Source organism: Flavobacterium seoulense (genome assembly GCF_000695795.1).
In the GTDB taxonomy this organism is placed as follows: Bacteria; Bacteroidota; Bacteroidia; order Flavobacteriales; family Flavobacteriaceae; genus Flavobacterium; species Flavobacterium seoulense.
Genome location: NZ_JNCA01000031.1, coordinates 19,916 through 38,741, shown reverse-complemented (window position 1 = coordinate 38,741; position 18,826 = coordinate 19,916). Strand labels below are relative to the sequence as shown.

13 protein-coding genes are annotated in these 18,826 nt (G+C 34.3%); 12 read left to right on the top strand and 1 reads right to left on the bottom strand.

Features of this window, described 5'->3' with window-relative positions:
• From FEM21_RS14640 to galB, 5 genes are all read left to right on the top strand, one after another.
• Positions 1–1,230 (top strand): ABC transporter substrate-binding protein, encoded by a 1,230-nt coding sequence (locus FEM21_RS14640; protein ID WP_035661946.1) that lies wholly within the window; start codon positions 1–3, stop codon positions 1,228–1,230.
• 2 nt (positions 1,231–1,232) lie between these two features.
• Positions 1,233–2,300, top strand: coding sequence for a Gfo/Idh/MocA family protein (locus tag FEM21_RS14635; protein ID WP_035661943.1), 1,068 nt, complete (start codon positions 1,233–1,235; stop codon positions 2,298–2,300).
• Positions 2,301–2,434: 134 nt separating this feature from the next.
• Positions 2,435–2,878, top strand: coding sequence for a MaoC/PaaZ C-terminal domain-containing protein (locus FEM21_RS14630; protein ID WP_035661941.1), 444 nt, complete (start codon positions 2,435–2,437; stop codon positions 2,876–2,878).
• Positions 2,879–2,899: 21 nt separating this feature from the next.
• Positions 2,900–4,201, top strand: coding sequence for an L-fucose:H+ symporter permease (gene fucP / locus FEM21_RS14625; RefSeq protein WP_081824712.1), 1,302 nt, complete (start codon positions 2,900–2,902; stop codon positions 4,199–4,201).
• A 157-nt stretch (positions 4,202–4,358) separates the two neighbouring features.
• Positions 4,359–6,785, top strand: coding sequence for a beta-galactosidase GalB (gene galB / locus FEM21_RS14620; protein WP_051627626.1), 2,427 nt, complete (start codon positions 4,359–4,361; stop codon positions 6,783–6,785).
• Positions 6,786–6,841: 56 nt separating this feature from the next.
• Here the strand turns inward: galB and FEM21_RS14615 are convergent, their stop codons facing one another.
• A complete protein-coding gene (locus tag FEM21_RS14615) occupies positions 6,842–7,408 on the bottom strand; it encodes a hypothetical protein (RefSeq protein ID WP_035661939.1) in 567 nt (188 codons plus the stop codon).
• A gap of 167 nt (positions 7,409–7,575) precedes the next feature.
• Between FEM21_RS14615 and FEM21_RS14610 the strand changes: the two genes are divergently transcribed.
• From FEM21_RS14610 to FEM21_RS14580, 7 genes are all read left to right on the top strand, one after another.
• Positions 7,576–9,264: a glycoside hydrolase family 28 protein gene (locus tag FEM21_RS14610; protein ID WP_035661937.1), complete on the top strand. Its 1,689-nt coding sequence runs from the start codon at positions 7,576–7,578 to the stop codon at positions 9,262–9,264.
• A gap of 112 nt (positions 9,265–9,376) precedes the next feature.
• Positions 9,377–10,021, top strand: a complete 645-nt coding sequence (locus FEM21_RS14605) for a LamG-like jellyroll fold domain-containing protein (RefSeq protein WP_081824711.1) — start codon at positions 9,377–9,379, stop codon at positions 10,019–10,021.
• 31 nt (positions 10,022–10,052) lie between these two features.
• Positions 10,053–11,243 carry a pectate lyase gene (gene pelA / locus FEM21_RS14600; RefSeq protein WP_035661935.1) on the top strand — a complete coding sequence of 397 codons (1,191 nt, stop codon included), beginning with the start codon at positions 10,053–10,055 and terminating at the stop codon, positions 11,241–11,243.
• Between the two features lie 192 nt (positions 11,244–11,435).
• A complete protein-coding gene (locus FEM21_RS14595) occupies positions 11,436–13,388 on the top strand; it encodes a glycoside hydrolase family 97 protein (protein WP_236353672.1) in 1,953 nt (650 codons plus the stop codon).
• A 114-nt stretch (positions 13,389–13,502) separates the two neighbouring features.
• Entirely contained in the window at positions 13,503–14,132 is a 630-nt protein-coding gene (locus FEM21_RS14590) for an RNA polymerase sigma factor (RefSeq protein ID WP_035661931.1), read from the top strand.
• Between the two features lie 56 nt (positions 14,133–14,188).
• Positions 14,189–15,358, top strand: coding sequence for a FecR family protein (locus FEM21_RS14585; protein WP_035661975.1), 1,170 nt, complete (start codon positions 14,189–14,191; stop codon positions 15,356–15,358).
• A 175-nt stretch (positions 15,359–15,533) separates the two neighbouring features.
• On the top strand, positions 15,534–18,815 hold the full coding sequence (locus FEM21_RS14580; protein WP_236353671.1) for a SusC/RagA family TonB-linked outer membrane protein: 3,282 nt from the start codon (positions 15,534–15,536) through the stop codon (positions 18,813–18,815).
• Positions 18,816–18,826 lie beyond the last annotated feature (11 nt).

Genomic DNA, 18,826 nt, shown 5'->3' with positions numbered 1-18,826 from the left:
ATGGAAAACTCAACATTTAGAATCGCGGTTAGAAAATTTGGTCCTTTCGAAAGTGCCTTACAAAAATTATGGGATGCCTTTTGCTTAAAATACGATATTAGTATTGCAGTCGAAATGGTTCCAATGGAATTGCACGATTTGTATGAACAAACCATTACCGAAGAGGGTTTGAAAAAAGGAAATTGGGATATTGCCCACATCAATACCGATTGGATTTTTGATGCGGCTCATGCCAATGCAGTTCAGGATTTAACGCCTTATATTGCTAAAAAAGCACCACAGGATTTTCCTGAAGGCTGGCATAATTCCTTGTTGCATTTACAGGAAATTAACGGAGGAATCTATGGTTTGCCTTTTCACGACGGCCCTGAATGTTTGATTTACAGAAAAGATTTATTCGAAGATAAAATTGAAAAAGAGAATTTCAAAAAGCAGTTTGGTTACGAGTTAGCACCACCTAAAACCTGGACAGAATTCGAACAAATAGCTACTTTTTTTAATCGTTCAGGCGAAAATTTATACGGCTGTATTTTTGCCAATTATCCTGATGGGCACAACATGGTTTTCGATTTTTGTTTGCATTTATGGACCAGAGGAGGTTCTTTACTAAATGCCGAAAATCAGGTAAATGTTAATACTCAGGCGGCAATTGATACCTTAGATTATTACCGATATATTGTTAAAAATACGGCAGCTGTTCATCCCGGATCGGCTGATTTTGGTTCAGTCGAAGCAGGAATGGCTTTCGCCAATGGTGAAGGAGCAATGACCATTAACTGGTTTGGATTTGCGTCTATGTGTGAAGTAATTGCCGAATCAAAAGTAAAAGGTAAAGTAGATGTTACGACTTTGCCTTTTGCAGTTGGAGGAAAAACAGCTTCGCTAAATGTATATTGGTTATACACCATAGGATCAGGAAGCAAAAACAAAAAAATTGCCTACGACTTTTTACGATTTGCCACCACTGCCGAAAGCGACAAATTATTGACAAATGAAGGCGGAATTGGCTGTAGAAAATCAACATGGAAAGATGCAGAAATTAATGCAACGATTCCTTATTACCACAAGTTAGAGAGTTTGCACGAAAACGCATTGACTTTGCCTCAAATCACAGTTTGGCCAGATATTGCTATACTGATAGACCAGATGGTTTTGCAGGCATTAAAGACTAATGTTCCATCGGCAGATATATTAAAAAACACACAAATCGAAATTGAAAAAATACTATAATTATGCAAATCCCTTATAAACCACAACTGCCAAAAACCAACCAACCAATCATTATTATTGGCGCCAGCGGAATTGTAAAAGATGCACATTTACCTGCTTACAAAATGGCAGGATTTGAGGTTTTCGGGATTACGAATAGAACATTTTCAAAGGCACAAGCTATGGCTGCCGAATTTGGAATTACACATGCTTTTGAAACCGTAGCTGATGCAGTAAAAGCTGCTCCTGCTAATGCTGTTTATGACATTACTGTAATGCCGGAACAATACATTGAAATTTTAGAGCAGTTGCCTGATGGTGCTGCCGTTTTAATCCAGAAACCTATGGGAAATGATTTGGCTGAAGCCAAAGAAATTCTGGAAGTTTGTGAAAGAAAAAAGCTGGTAGGAGCTATTAATTTCCAATTGCGATTTGCTCCATTTGTGGCAGCGGCCCGTCATTTGATTAATGAAGGAATTATTGGCGAATTGTATGATTTGGAATTCAAAGTGACTGTAAATACACCTTGGGAAATGTTCCCTGTTGTTAAAGTACATCCAAGATTGGAAATTTTATTCCACTCGGTGCATTATATTGATTGTATTCGTTCGTTTATTGGTGATCCAAAAAGTGTTTTGGCTAAAACCTGGAAACATCCCTTAAAAGATTTATCGTCTTCGCGTTCTACAATTATTCTGGATTATGGTGATACTATGCGTGCCGTAATTAATACGAATCACGATCATCATTTTGGACCAGAACATGAAGAAAGCTACATTAAATGGGAAGGAACCAAAGGAGCCATCAAAGCTAAAATGGGATTGTTAATGAACTATCCAGCTGGTTTAGAAGATGTTTTCGAATACTCGGTACAAAATGAAGCTGGAAATTATGAGTGGAAAAAAGTACAACTGGAAGGTTCCTGGTTTCCTGAAGCTTTTGTGGGAACAATGGCAAATTTAATGCGTTACAAAGAAGGTTCAGATAATGAATTATTTGCCAGCGTAGAAAATGTATTAGGAACTATGAAAGTGGTAGAAGCTTGTTACATAAGCAATAAAAACGGTGGAATTCCGCAAATGGATTTATAAAAAAACACAAAAGTCCTTAGTCCCTGGTCCTTAGATAAGGAAAGCTAAAGACTCCTCAATTTAAATTATTAATATAGCTCTTAGTGTTTAGTTTTGAGAATAGACTAATTACTAAGTACTAAAACACTAAAAATATGTATTTCAAATCAACTTTTTTTGAAGATTACCAATTAGGAGAAAAACGAGTAACATTGGGAAGAACGATTACTGAAACTGATTTTGTTGTTCATGCAGGTCACACAGGTGATTTTTTTCCGCACCACATGGATGAAGAATGGTGTAAAACACAGCCTTTTGGACAACGAATTGCACATGGAACAATGGTACTTGCAATTGGTGTTGGACTAACAGCTTCAGAAATTAATCCGGAAGCTTTTTCTAAAGGATATGACCGTATGCGTTTTGTAAAACCGGTACACATTGGTGATACCATTCATTCAGAAATTACGATTTCAGAGAAAGGTGATGCCAAAAGACCAGAGATGGGAACAGTGACAGAGCATTTGGAAATCATCAATCAAAGAGGCGAAGTAGTAATGGTATGCGATCATTTACTATTGGTAAAAAGAAAAAATTAACCAACCAAATAAATATAAAAAATGCAAGTAACCAATCAGTTGGGTGACCAACATTCAGTGCCCACCGAAAAAGGAAAAGGACCAAATTATCTATTGCCTTTTATTTTAATTACGAGTTTATTTTTCCTTTGGGGAATGGCTCACAATCTGGATTCTATTTTGATTCCACACCTTAAAAAAGCCTGTCAGCTTAATAATCGTCAATCGACTTTAATTGATACGGCGGTATTTTTAGCTTACTTTCTTATGGCAATTCCGGCGGGAATGATTATTAAAAAAGTAGGTTATAAAAACAGTATTATCATTGGACTTTTAGTTTTTGCAACAGGTGCCTTTTTATTTGTTCCTGCAGCAAATACCCGTGCTTATGAATTGTTTTTAGTAGCCTTATTTATTATAGGTTGTGGATTAACTATTCTTGAAACGAGTGCTAATCCGTATGCTGCAATTTTAGGACCACCAGAATCTTCTTCTAAACGACTGAATTTAGCTGCTTCTTTTAATGGTTTGGCTGCAATGGTAGCGCCAATTGTAGGATCAGTATTTATTCTTTCGGGAAAAAGTTTTACTCCGGAACAAATGGCGGCAATGCCAGAAGCAGAAAGAGTAGCTTATTTAGCAGGCGAAGCAGCATCAGTAAAAATGCCTTATATTGTTTTAGGAACCATTTTAGTTTTAGTTGCTATTTTGTTTTATTTCATGCATTTGCCATCAATGAAACCTGAACATACTGAAGTTGAGGTAAAGCCTGGTTTTTTCTCTGTTTTAAAACACCGTCATTTAAGCTGGGCTGTTGTGGCTCAGTTTTTCTATGTAGGTGCACAGGTTTGTGTAACAAGTTTCTTTATCAGAATGGCAGAGAAAGGTGCTAATATGGACGAAATTACAGCAGCATATTATTTAGGTCTTTATGGTGTTTTATTTATGGCAGGAAGATTCATTGGAACTTTCTTTTTAAAATACGTAAAAGATTATGTTTTACTTTCTATTTATGCTGTTTGTTGTGCAGTTCTTTGCGCAGTAGCAATTTACGGAAGCGGAATTTATGTAATTTATGCGCTTGGAGCTATCGGATTTTTTATGTCGATTATGTTTCCAACTATCTTTGCTTTAGGATTAGTAGATTTGAAAAACAATACTGAAACAGGTTCTTCCTGGTTAGTGATGGCCATTGTAGGAGGAGCAATTTTACCTTATGGAATGGGAACCTTGATTGATATGAATCATGATGATATTCAATTAGGATACTCAATTCCGTTAGCGTGTTTCTTAATCATTCTTTATTTTGGTATGTTTGGACACAAGGTGAAAAAAGTAGCTTAATTTTATTTTTCTATAAAATAATCAAAAACCCGACCGCTTCAAAAAGTGGTCGGGTTTTTTGTAATAAGTTGTTTACTTATTGTGATTTGCAATTAGAATGTAGCTATTTTTATCAACTTTTTAAAAAATCAATAAGCAACCAATTATAAAAACTAAGATGAAACAGTTTAAAATTTTTCTATTTATTTTTTTTATAACCACACAAGTTTCCTTTTCTCAGGTGCGAGTTGTGAGAGAATTAGACAGTAACTGGAAGTTTCAAAAAGGCGATTTAGAAAATGCTTTTCAGAGCAATTTCAAAGATTCAAAATGGGAGTCGGTTACCGTTCCGCATGATTGGGCAATATATGGTCCTTTTGATAAAGAAATAGACAAACAGAGTGTAGCGATTGTTCAAAATGGTGAAAAAACAGCTTCTGAAAAAACAGGAAGAACAGGTTCTTTACCTCATATCGGTACAGCCTGGTATCGAAATAAATTTACCATTTCGGCTTCTGAGAAAGGAAAAAAAGTGATCCTGCTTTTTGAAGGTGCCATGAGCGAACCACAGATTTATTTAAACGGTAAAAAGGTGGGCGAATGGGCTTATGGTTACAGCTATTTTTATTTTGATATCACTGATTTCATTTCAGCAGGAGAAAATACCCTGGCGGTAAAATTAACTAACAAGGAATTTGCTTCCCGTTGGTATCCGGGTGCCGGTTTGTACAGAAAAGTGAGTCTTATTATAAAAAATAAGGAAAGCATTGATCAGTGGGGAACTTCTATTACAACGCCTTTTATTAGCAAGGAAGTTGCTAAAGTAAACGTTAAAACAAAAGCGACTGGTGAAAACGGTTATTTAGTGACCACTATTTTTGATGCTAATGGACAAAAACTAAGTTCTGATAAGGCAACAACAAAATTCGGAAATGAATTCGATCAAAATATCAAGGTCAAAAATCCAAAGTTGTGGAGTCCTGAAACTCCTTATTTGTACAAGGCAGTTTCTCAATGGTTCGTGGGAGACGAATTAAAAGATGAAGTTACAAGCCGTTTTGGAATTCGTGATATAAAATACGAAGCCAATAAAGGATTTAGTTTGAATGGTGAAGTACGAAAGTTTAAAGGAGTTTGTTTGCACCACGATTTAGGTCCTTTAGGAACAGCAATAAATGTGGCAGCCTTACGTCGTCAATTGACTATTTTGAAGGATATGGGCTGTAATGCCATTCGAAGTTCTCACAATATGCCATCATTGGAACAACTGGAATTGTGTGACGAAATGGGATTTATGTTTTTAGCTGAAAGTTTTGACGAATGGGCAAAGCCAAAAGTTAAGAATGGATACAATCGATTTTTTGAAGCGTATGCCGAGAAAGATTTGGTTAATTTAATTCATGCCACCAGGAATCACCCTTCTATTGTAATGTGGAGTTCCGGAAATGAAGTTCCGGATCAATGGGGAGAAGCCGGGGTGAAACGTGCCAAATGGTTACAGGAAATTTTCCACCGTGAAGACCCAACAAGACCGGTTACTGTGGGTATGGATCAGGTTAAGGCTACTATGGAATCTGGTTTTGGAGCTTTGTTAGATGTTCCAGGCTTAAATTATCGAGTGCATTTATATGAAGAAGCTTTTAAGAAATTTCCACAAGGATTTATTTTAGGTTCTGAAACGGCTTCTACCGTAAGTTCAAGAGGGATTTATAAATTTCCTGTGGTAAAAGAAAAAAACAAACAATATCCTGACTTCCAAAGTTCATCTTATGATTTGGAAGCCTGTAGTTGGTCTAATGTGCCTGATGAGGATTTTGTGTTGCAGGATGATAAACCTTGGGTTATTGGCGAATTTGTATGGACCGGTTTTGATTATTTGGGTGAGCCAACGCCTTATGATGAAAAATGGCCTTCACGCAGTTCTTATTTTGGCATTAATGATTTAGCCGGTTTGCCTAAAGACCGATTCTATTTGTACAGAAGCCGTTGGAATACCGAAAAAGAAACTTTGCATATTTTACCACATTGGAACTGGGAAGGACGTGAAGGTCAGGTGACACCGGTATTTGTTTACACCAATTATGATAGCGCTGAGCTTTTTGTAAATGGAAAAAGTATGGGAATCCAAAAAAAGAATAACGCCACACCACAAAACCGTTACCGTTTGATGTGGATGGATGTTAAATACGAACCGGGAACGCTGAAAGTAGTTGCTTTTGATAAAGACGGAAAAGCTGTTGCAGAAGAAGAAATTCATACTGCAGGGAAGGCTTACAAAATTGTTTTAGATGCCGACAGAAAGACAATCCAGGCAGATGGTAAAGATTTGTCGTATGTTACCGTTTCGGTAGTGGATGAAAAAGGAATTCCATGTCCTACGGCTACAAACCAATTGCAATTTAAAGTTAAAGGCAAAGGAGTTTACAGAGCAGCCTGCAATGGAGATGCAACTTCGCTGGAACAATTTCATTTGCCAACAATGAAGCTTTTTAGCGGAAAATTAGTAGTGCTGGTTCAATCCTTAAAAGAAGCCGGAAATATAGAATTAACGGTTAGTGGCAAAGGTTTAAAGACAGGAACTTTAAACATTAGTTCTACAAAATAAAAATTGATAATAAAATTAGGAAGCCCTCTTTTCTGGATTCAAAAGAGGGTTTTTTTCTATTTTTTTACTGGCATCGGAGGAGGAGGTGGTATAGTTACGTATTTTCTAGTTTTAAAATCTATTTTTTTACTTGTTTTAATCCATTTTGAATTGGTTTTAAATATATTTAACCACTTGATTAAACTATCTAATTGATCTGGAGATTTTTTAAAATCACTCACAAACACTAATTTTTTTATAGAATCTTTATCGATATAAGTGACGTAATGTTTCCTGAAACAGTCTTTTTGGTAGAGTGAATCATATTTTTTAAATGGTATTTTAGAAATTAAACTATTTAATTCCTTTCGTTGGGACTTAGTTATAATTGCTAAATAGTACGTTTCAATTTCTTTTGGTTTAATATCATTTTTTGAGTGCCAATGATAAAATCGATTTCTAATATAGATACTATCATTAGGCTTTATTTGCATCGAAAAATTAGTGTCTTCTGAATCAAATGAGTATTCAAAATACTTATAAGTGGGCTTTTCTTCAGATTTAGCACTTGGTTTTTCTTCTTTTTTACAGGAAAGACAAAAAATAGAAATGAAAAAGAGTAGTAATAATCTAATAGTTCTCATTTTTTAGCTTTTAATATTTATACTAAAATAAGAATTTTCTATAAATAAATTTTAACTAAAAGAGTGGTATGCTTATTGAGCTAAAATCAATTAATTTTAAATATATTTGTGGGATAATCGATTACATTCGTCATTAAATTCAAAAAATAAACCAAAAAAAAACGAGAATGAAAAATAAATCAAGAAATTTCCTGTTTGCTGCTTTTGTTGTTATGCTATCCAGCTGGTCGCAAAATAGTGTGGCTCAAAATTCAAATTCCAATGCAAACTACGAAGGAATTGAATTTAAAATGGCTATCGTTAAGGAACCAGTAATTCCTAATAATTCAGTAAACATCAAAGATTTTGGAGCCGTAAGTGGTGGTGACGTTTTAAATACAGAGGCATTTGCAAAGGCTATTGAAGCCGTTTCTAAAAAAGGTGGTGGAAAAGTAATTATTCCTCCTGGGATTTGGTTAACAGGACCAATTATTTTGAAAAGTAATTTAGAGTTGCATGCTGAAGGTGGAGCATTAATCAAATTTTCACCAGATAAAAGTTTGTATCCATTAATCGAAACCAGTTTTGAGGGATTGAATACATGGCGTTGTATTTCGCCACTTTATGGTAAAAATTTAGAGAACGTTGCTTTTACAGGAAAAGGTGTTTGGGATGGTTCAGGCGAAGTTTGGAGACAAGCAAAAAGAAGTAAATTAACCGAAAGTCAATGGAAAAAATTTGTTGCATCTGGAGGTGTTGTTAATAAAACGCAAACGAGCTGGTATCCATCAGAAGTTTTTATGAATGCGTCTGAAGGTGCTGATCAAAATGTGCGTTTGGATTTAAAAACGAAAGAAGATTTCGAAAAAATTCATGATTTTCTTCGTCCGGTATTGGTAAGTATTCAAAACAGTAAAAGAGTTTTGTTTGACGGACCTGTATTCCAAAATTCGCCAGCATGGAATATTCACCCTTTAATGATTGAGGATTTAATTGTTCGTAATGTATCGGTTCGTAATCCTTGGTTTTCTCAAAATGGGGATGGTCTTGATGTAGAATCCTGTAAAAATGTATTGGTAGAAAATTCTAGTTTTGATGTAGGTGATGATGCTATTTGTATCAAATCAGGAAAAGACAAAGACGGTCGTGATCGTGCTGTACCATGCGAAAATATTATTATCAGAAACAATATTGTGTATCACGGACACGGTGGTGTAACTGTGGGAAGTGAAATGTCAAGTGGTGTAAAAAACATGCACGTTTCTAATTGTACTTTTATGGGAACTGACGTAGGATTGCGTTTCAAGAGTAATCGCGGACGTGGAGGAGTTGTTGAAAATATCTTTATTTCAGATGTTTTTATGACTAATATTCCGTCTCAGGCTATTTCATTTAATTTGTATTACGGAGGAAAATCAATTGCTGAAACTTTAGAAGAAGGCGGAACTCCTGTAGTAAATAAGAGTGTTCCTGTTGATGAAAAAACGCCTCAGTTCAAGAATATTTCGATGAAAAACATTACGGTTGACGGAGCTCAGCAAGCAGTATTTTTACAAGGTTTGCCTGAAATGAATTTAGAAAATATTGAAATTTCTAATTTGAAAGCTAAGGCTGATAAAGGTTTTACTATTGTTGATGCTAAAGGAATTAAAATTACAAATGCTACTTTAGATATTAAAGACACTGCAATTTTTGATGTTTTTAATGTGAAAAATATGGAACTTAAAAACATCGAATTCAATTCGACTTCACCAAAAGCAATTACGATTAACGGAGAAGCTTCAGAGAAAATTCAATTGACTTCTTCGCCAAAACTTGATCTTTCTAAGAAAACTTTTGTGGGAAGTAAAGTTCGTAAAGGAGCTGTGAAATTCTAAACATAAAATAAACCAATTAAGATCTCCAGAGTTAGTCAATTCTGGAGATTTTTTTATCCCTGATTTCATTTAGAAAAAGTCAACTTACTATTCATTTTTAAAAAATTAGAAAATGAAAATAACCTCAATATTTACAGTGTTGTTGTTTATGTTTTTTTCTTTTGTTTCGAAAGCTCAAAACACAGAATGGCGGGTCGCATCTTTGCTTCAAAATAAAAAAGAAACCACAATTGTAAGCAATCCTGTAATTGTAAATTCTCCTTATGGCGAGGCAGTCGCTTTTGACGGAATTGACGATGCTTTGTTTTTAAACGAAATGCCCTTAAAAGATTTAGAATCGTTCACTATCGAAATGATTTTTAAACCCGAAAGTAATGGTGTTTTTGAACAACGCATTTTACAAATTGGCGAACTGACAGGCGACAGAACGTTGTTAGAAATACGCGTTGTTGACAATAATTGGTACTTTGATGGTTTTGTGGCTTCAAGAGGCGTGAAGTTGGCTTTAGCCACAGAGGAATTATTACATCCTTTAGAAAAATGGTATCATGTGGCTTTTGTGGTTACACCCAATAGTCTGACTACTTTTGTCAACGGAAATCAGGAATTACATAAAGATTACAAGTTTCATCCCATAGAAAAAGGACAAACTTCTATTGGCGTACGCATGAATAAAGTTTCCTGGTTTAAAGGAGCAATTTATAAAATACAAATTTCGCCCCAGGCACTTAAACCAAATCAGTTTTTAACATTTTAAATTATTAAACCAACCCCAAAAAACCACAACTATGAACCGAAATAGAAGGATACAATTTACATTTCTTAGTGCACTCGCATTTTCAAGTCTTTCTGTAAATGCCCAATCTGGAGCTAAAAATGCTGATATTATAACTACAAAACCATTTGGTGATAGCGAAAGACATTGGTACGGAATTAAAGATCCAACTAATTTAGTAGATCCGGTTCCTAATCAGCCTAAATATCCCGAATCTGATTACACTAAAATTGCCGATAATATGATTCTTTTTCAGCGTGACAATGGAGGCTGGCCTAAGAATTATGATATGAAAGCGATTCTAACTCCGGAACAAGTCGAAAAAGTAGCAGCTTCCAAAGCAATGCTACATACCACATTTGACAATGAAACGACTTACACTCATGTATATTATTTAGCTCAGGTTTATACTGCGACAAAAATTGAAAAATACAAAGTTGCCTGCGAAAGAGGAATTCAGTTTATACTCGATGCTCAATATGCTAACGGAGGCTGGCCGCAATATTTTCCGTTAGAAAAAAATTACAGTCGTCATATTACTTTCAATGACGGTGCTTATATGGGAATTATGAATTTGTTAGACAAAATCGTCAATAACAATCCTAATTTTTCTTTTTTAGACGAAGGCTTGAAATCGAAAGTTACACAATCTTACAACAAGGGAATTGATTGTATTTTAAACATGCAAATTAATGATAATGGAAGACTGACAGCCTGGTGTCAACAACATGATGAGGAAACTTTATTACCTGCCTGGGCCCGAAAATTTGAACCCCCAAGTATTTGTAATGCCGAAAGTGTTGAGGTAGTTTTGTTTTTGATGAAAATCAAAAAACCAAATGAAAGAATTGTACAATCGATTCAAAGTGCGGTGAAATGGTTTGAAGATTCTAAAATCTACAATACCCGAATAGAATCGTTTGAGATTAAAGCATTGGAATCAAAATACAAAACCATGAAGCATGATGTCAAAGTGGTTTCAGATTCGACCGCAGCTCCTATCTGGACACGTTATTATGAATTGGGAACTAATAAATCGTTATTTTCTGATCGAAATAGCGAATTATTGTACTCCCTTGCCGAAGTTAGTCTAGAACGCCGCAATGGTTACTCCTGGTACACTTATTCACCGCAAAAAGTATTGGATAAATATCCTGATTGGCAGCAAAAATATGCTCCATCTAATGATGCTTTAAAGAAATAAAGAATTTAATTTTCGAAAGAAGAAAGACAGTGAAAGCTGTCTTTTTTTATACTTATAATTTTGGAATCTAAAAAAATAAAGTGTTAAAAACACACTTTATGATTTTGAAACCAATAAATATTTGATATTTTTGGCTTTACTAACCTTAATTATAAATATATAATGACTATTTCTATTTTAAACCATTTGAAATTGACCAATTTCAAATTCTTATTTCATCTTATTTTATTCAGTTTTTTTGTTACTACTGTACAGGGACAAACTGTTGTAAGCAGTCCTGACGGAAAACTAACAGTAAATTTAGCTGTCAAAAATGGAACGCCAACTTATAGTGTTTCCTATAAAGGCAAATTGTTTTTAGAACCATCACCTATTGGATTAAAAACAGATGTGGGAGATTTTAGCACAGGCTTAGAATTAAAAGATAAGCCGGTTCAAAACAAAATTGATGAAACTTATGAATTGCCTACTATCAAGCAAAGCAAAGTACATTATGTAGCTAATGAAACCGTATTTTCATTTACAAAAGAAAATAAAACAGCGATTGATATTACTTTTAGAGTAAGTAATAATGATGTTGCTTTCAAGTACAAGGTATATCCGCAAAAAGAAGCGCTTACAGCAGTTGTAAAAGAGGAAACTTCGGGATTTTTATTTCCTGAAGGAACAACTAGCTTTCTTTCGGCTCAAAGTAAAGCGATGGCTGGTTGGAAAAGAACAATGCCTAGTTATGAAATTCCGTATGTTGTTGATGCAGCAGTAGGTAAAAATGGAGATGGTGAAGGTTATACTTTTCCTTGTCTTTTCAAAGTCAAAAATAATGGCTGGGTTTTGATTTCAGAAACCGGAGTGGACAGTCAGTATTGTGCCAGCAGATTGTTAGGTAATGAAAAAGGTTTATACACCATTGGCTTTCCGATGGAAGGAGAAAATAACGGTATTGGTTCATCAACTCCGGGAATCAGACTACCTGGCGAAACGCCTTGGAGAACGATTACTGTGGGCGAAACCTTGGCACCAATTGTTGAAACTACAGTACCATTTGATTTAGTAAAACCACTTTATGAAGCTTCTCAAAAATACCAATATACTAAGGGAACCTGGAGCTGGATTATTGGTATGGAAAAAAGTATGAACTATGAGGAACAAAAAAGATATATTGATTTTAGTGCTGATTTAGGTTATGAAACCCTTTTAGTTGATGCGCTTTGGGATACTCAGGTAGGACGTGATAAAATTGAAGAATTAGCAAAATATGCAGCTAGTAAGGGAGTTAGCTTCTATTTATGGTATAATTCTAACGGATATTGGAATGATGCGCCTCAAACGCCTAGAGGAATAATGAATAATAGTATTGCACGACGTAAGGAAATGGCGTGGATGAAAAGTATAGGTGTCAAAGGGATTAAAGTAGATTTCTTTGGTGGTGACAAACAGGAAACCATGAAGCTATACGAGGAGATTTTATTTGATGCTAATGATTATGGTATTGCAGTTATTTTTCACGGAACTACCTTACCTCGTGGTTGGGAAAGAATGTTTCCTAATTATGTTTCCAGTGAAGCAGTTTTAGCAAGTGAAAATCTTTATTTTGGTCAAAAATATTGTGATACTGAAGCTTTTAGTGCCACTTTGCATACTTTTATTAGAAATACGGTAGGAAGTATGGATTTTGGTGGAAGTGCTTTGAACAAGTTTTACAATGATAAAAACACGCCAAATAAAGGTTCGAAAAGAATGACTTCTGATGTTTACGCATTGGCAACAGCAGTTTTGTTTCAAAGTAGTGTTCAGCATTTTGCTCTTGCACCAAACAATTTAACCGATGCACCAAAATGGGCAATCGATTTTATGAAAACAGTACCTACTACCTGGGATGAGGTTAAATTTATTGACGGTTATCCTGGAAAATACGCCATATTAGCGCGTCGTCATGGAAATAAATGGTATGTAGCCGGAATCAATGCTCAAAAAGAAACAGTTAAAATAAAAGTAAAATTACCAATGATTGCTGCCGGTACCGAATTGCAACAATATACTGACGATGCACAATTGAATGGAAAGTTAACAGCTACAAAACTGAAAAAGAATCAGGAAATCGAAGTGACGATTCCTTGTAATGGAGCTGTGGTGTTAGTGAATTAAGTGAAATAAGCATAATAAAATACTTTAGACAAAAATAATATTCTTGTTTGCGAATGTATTTTAATTATGTTTGTTTAAATCTTATACTTTAAATTAATTGTCAATCATATAGATATGAATTCTAATTTGATAGCTTTAGATGAAGCTGCTCTTTTATTGAGTATTGCGTCAGGTGATGAATTGTCTTATACCCGGCTGGTGGAAAGATATTGGCAAAAAGTACTGCAACATGCTCTTAGTTTTGTAAAGTCTTATCCAATAGCTGAGGAATTAACACAAGATATTTTCATTCAGATTTGGGAAAAACGAAATAAATTATCTGAAGTAAACAGTTTTGAAAATTATCTTTTTATAGTTAGTCGAAATCTAATTATTAGCCATATTAGAAAAAAGCTTATTGAAACTAATTCGTTGAAAGATGAAAAATTACAAGAATTATTTTTTAAACCAGATGAACAGTATGAGTTTCAGGAATTAACTAAAATTATAAACGAAGGAGCAGCACTTTTACCAGAGCCCAGACGTTCTGTTTTCTTGCTGAGCCGAATGGAAGGAAAGGATTCCGATTATATTAGTAAAGAATTAGGTATAGCGACAAGAACCGTTCGATGGCATTTGCTACAAGCTTTAAACTTTCTTCGGAATTACTTACACAATCATTATATTCTCAGTTTATTAGCCCTAATTTTATTAGGGCTATTTTTTTTTAATAATTTTTTTCATTTTTCATTGCCACTTTTGTAATCAAATCACGTCTTTATAATTGAATGGTTTTTAATGCCGTTCCAAAAAGTTTATTTATGTATCAAAATGAAGTTTTTAAAGAGCTTATGGAGCAGTTTATTTCAGGAGAGATATCTTCTGATAATAAAAATATATTGCTCAATATGTTAGACAATCCAGAATACTTTGGGGAATTGGATGCAATTCTTAGAGAGAATTATGATTCTGTGGAAATTCCTTCTATTAATCCTGAGTTGACCCAAAAATTTATTGATGAACTTAGATCAAAAATGAGTTCTTCAAGAATAAAAGAGTCTTCTGTTAAAGTTTTTTTCGATTGGAAGAAAATAGCTGTTGCAGCGAGTGTAGTAATAGCCATTGGTATTGGATCACTCATTCTTTTTCAAAAGAAAGATCAATCTCCTGTACCAGTAGTTTTAAAAACAGTTGATGATAAAAAACCTGGAAAAACGGGAGCAGTATTAACTCTTTCTAATGGTTCTAAAATTGTTTTAGACAGTGTAGGTAACGGATTATTAGCTAATCAAAACAATACTTCTGTTGCAAAAAACAATGGCGGATTAGTCTATAAAGCTGGAGAGAATGCTCAATTAGTATTTAATACTATGACAACTCCCAGAGCACGACAATATAATTTGCAACTATCAGATGGTACAAAAGTATGGCTGAATGCTTCTTCATCCATTACTTTTCCAACTTCTTTTGCAGCAAAAGAAAGAAAAGTAATCTTAACCGGAGAAGCTTATTTTGAAGTAGCTAAAGATAAAACCAGACCTTTTATGGTTGTAGTTAATGGTATGAAAATAAATGTACTGGGAACTCATTTTAATGTAAATGCATATAATGATGAGGACAATATAAAAACCACTCTTTTAGAAGGAAGTGTGTTAATTACTGATAAGACTGAAAAAATAATATTGAAGCCTGGACAACAGGCACAGAAACAAAAAACAGGTGCTATAGTAGTAAACGCCAATGTAAATCTGGAAGAAGTGATGGGATGGAAAAACGGGGTTTTTTATTTCGAAAATGCAAGTCTTCAAACAGTTTTAAGACAAATAAGCCGTTGGTATGATGTAGATGTAGTATTTGAAAAAGGAGTGCCTGTAAGAACCTTTGAAGGAGAAATACAAAGAGACTTACAGCTATCACAACTATTGAAAATTTTAGAAAAGAATAAAGTTCATTTTAAAATAGAAGGAAATATTCTAAGAGTAATGCCATAATTTAGATTAAAACGGGGAACCCCTTTTTTATAAAATATGTATTTGTTATCCATAAAAAAGCCAGCTAATGTTGGAGCATTGCTGGCTTGTTCCAAAAAAGGAACAGTCTATGGAAAACAAATAGATAAACCAAGCAAGGAGAATTTATTATTAACCAAAAACCATTACCAAAAGTATGAAATTATTACCAAAAACCAAGCCAAAAAACCATTGGCTAACCACCAAAACCTGGAAAGTTATGAAGTTAACCTCCGTTCTAGTTGTTGCCTTAACTTTTCAAGTTTCGGCAGCAGTATCTTCACAAACAATTACTTTTTCCGGAAAGAATGTTCCGTTTAAAAAAGTAATATCGGTCATAAAAAATCAAACAGATTATGTTTTTTTCTATGACATGACTATTTTAAAAAATGTTAAGCCAGTTTCGATTAATGTTGTAGCTGCTCCCATTGAAAAAGTGCTGGAACAGGCTGTTTCAGAAACACCCATTACCTGGATTATTGAAGGAAAAACAATTTCGTTTATTCCAAAGGCTGAAAAGTTAAAAAGATCTAATAATGTATTAATACAGCAAAGTATAGTTAAAGGTAAAATTACTGATCAGCTAGGCGGGCCTTTACCTGGAGCTACTGTACTTGTAAAGAAAACCAATAAAAGTACAACTACAGATTTAGATGGGAATTATACAATTGAAGCTTCTGAAAATGATGTTTTATTGTTTTCTTATATTGGATATACAACAAAAGAAATTGTGGTTTCAAACCAAAAAACAATTAATGTAAGTTTACAAGAAGACATAGCTGATTTAAAAGAAGTGGTTGTTGTGGGTTATGGTACTCAAAAAAAGGGAGACGTAACTAGTGCAGTAGCGAGTGTAAAAGCCAAAGATTTTAATCAGGGGCAGGTAAAAGATGCTGGTCAGCTTATACAAGGTAAAGTAGCCGGTCTCGCTATAACTAATACTAGTGGTGATCCTACAGCAGTAACATCTATTAAGCTTAGAGGAAATAACACACTTTCTGGTGCTTATACAGATCCGTTGGTACTTATTGATGGAATTCCCGGTGCTCTAAATACTGTTGCTCCAGAGGATATAGAAAGTATTGATGTTCTTAAAGACGGTTCGGCAGCTGCCATTTATGGAACGCGTGGTACTAATGGTGTAGTTTTAATTACTACTAGAAAAGCAAAAGGAGGCGAAATTGATGATGTTCAATATACTGGTTATGTAAGTACATCTACTATTGCAAGTAAACTAGATATGCTTTCCAGTCAACAATTTAGAGAACTTTATCCACAGTATGATAAAGGGAGTAATGTAGACTGGCTTGATCAAATTAGCCGTAAGCCTATTACACATGTACACAACCTTTCTATAAGGGGTGGAAGTTCTAAAACAAATTATGCAGCTAATATTAATTACAATAGTCAGCAAGGGATTATGCTTAATTCCGATAATACTACTTTTAGAGGGCGTATTGATATTAACCATCGTATGTTTAATGATAAGTTATTGGTTAAATTTTCAATTTTAGGAAATGAAAACAAATTTACTTCAACAACAGATGCAGGCAGCTTCAACGGTGGGGCTTATTGGCAGGCATTACGTAGAAATCCTACAGATCCTATTTATAATGCAGATGGTACTTATTATCAAAATAAAGATAAACTGGATTATTTGAATCCTATAGCTTTATTGAATGAAGCTGATGGAAATGTTAAGACATCAGAAGTAAGGTATAATAGTACATTGACATACAATCCCATTAAGGATTTAACATTGAATGCGCTTTTCTCTTACGTGAAAGAAAATAGAGCAACTGGTTATTCAGAAACTCTTCAACATTCATCAGCAACGGTATATGGTTTTCCAGGATATTCGTCAATTTCAGGATTTAATCGAATGGAAAAACAAACTGAACTTACTGCTAAATATGATAAAACATTCGATAAAAATAAATTTAGTGTATTAGGTGGATATAGTTATATAGAATCAGATATTGAAAGATCGAATATGTCTAACTACGGTTTTCAGGATGATTATTTTGGCGGATGGCATAATATTGGAGCGGGATCGGCACTTCCATTAGGTCTTGCAACAATGAATAGTTCTAAAAATCATGCTAATCTAATCAGTTTCTTTGGACGTATGACTTATGCCTATGATGACAAATACCTTTTAATGGCAAGTTTACGTCATGAAGGAGCTAGCCAGCTTTATGGAACCAATAATGCCTGGGGTACATTTCCAGCAGTATCATTAGGATGGAAAATAACCAATGAAAATTTTATGAAAAATCAGACTTTGTTTGATGAAATAAAGCTTCGTGCGGGTTATGGTGTTACAGGTTCACAACCTGCAAATTCATTTCTTGGTGTAGCATTATTACAATATGGTGATTTTGCTTTGGTAAACGGACAATGGGTTAGGACAATTACACCTGCTTCAAATCCTAATCCTGATTTAAGATGGGAAGAGAAGAAAGAAACAAATATTGGTATCGATTTCTCAATGTTTGGCGGTCGTCTTTCAGGATCTATTGATGCTTACAATCGTAATGTAGAGGGATTGTTATATTCTTATAATGTACCTACACCTCCAAATTTATATCCTACAATTGTTGCCAATGGTGGTACTATGCAAAATAGAGGTTTAGAAGTTTTAGTATCTGGAATACCAGTACAAACTAATGATTTTGAGTGGACAACTACAGGAACCTATTCGACTAACAGAAATGAACTTAAAAGTTTAGATGGAGCTTTCAAGACGCAATTTGATTATTTTGATACTGGAAATGTAAATTTTGAAGGAATGACAACGTCATCTCATAGAGTGCAGGTTGGTCAGCCAGTAGGTAATTTTTATGGTTTTAAAGTGGTAGATGTAGATGAAGACGGTAAATGGGTGTATCTAAATGCTGCAAATGAAAGAGTGAATTATGATGATTTTGCTCAAAGTCCTACGGATAGACGTGTAATTGGTAATGGATTGCCAAAATGGTATGCCAGCTGGATAAACACATTTAGATATAAAAATTTTGATTTAAATATGAATATTCGTGGGGCTTTTGGTTTTCAGGTAGTTAATGAAGCTCGTATGAATTATGAAGGTACTCAAAACGGATATGCTGATAATCGTCTTTCTTCTGTAAATGATTTGGTTTTTGGAAAAGCATTATTGAATAATACGATAGCACCTCAGTTTAATAGTTATTATGTTGAGGATGGAGATTATGTTAAAATTGATAACATTACACTTGGTTACTCATTCAAAGAAATGAAGTCTTCTATTTTTAAATCAATAAGGCTTTATAGTACAGTAATGAATGTATTAACAATTACAAGTTATAAAGGTATTGATCCTGAAGTTAACACATCAGGTTTGAATCCGGGTGTAGACAGCAGAAGTAGATATCCTACTATAACATCGTTTACGTTTGGAGTACAAGCTCAATTTTAATTTCAAAAGAC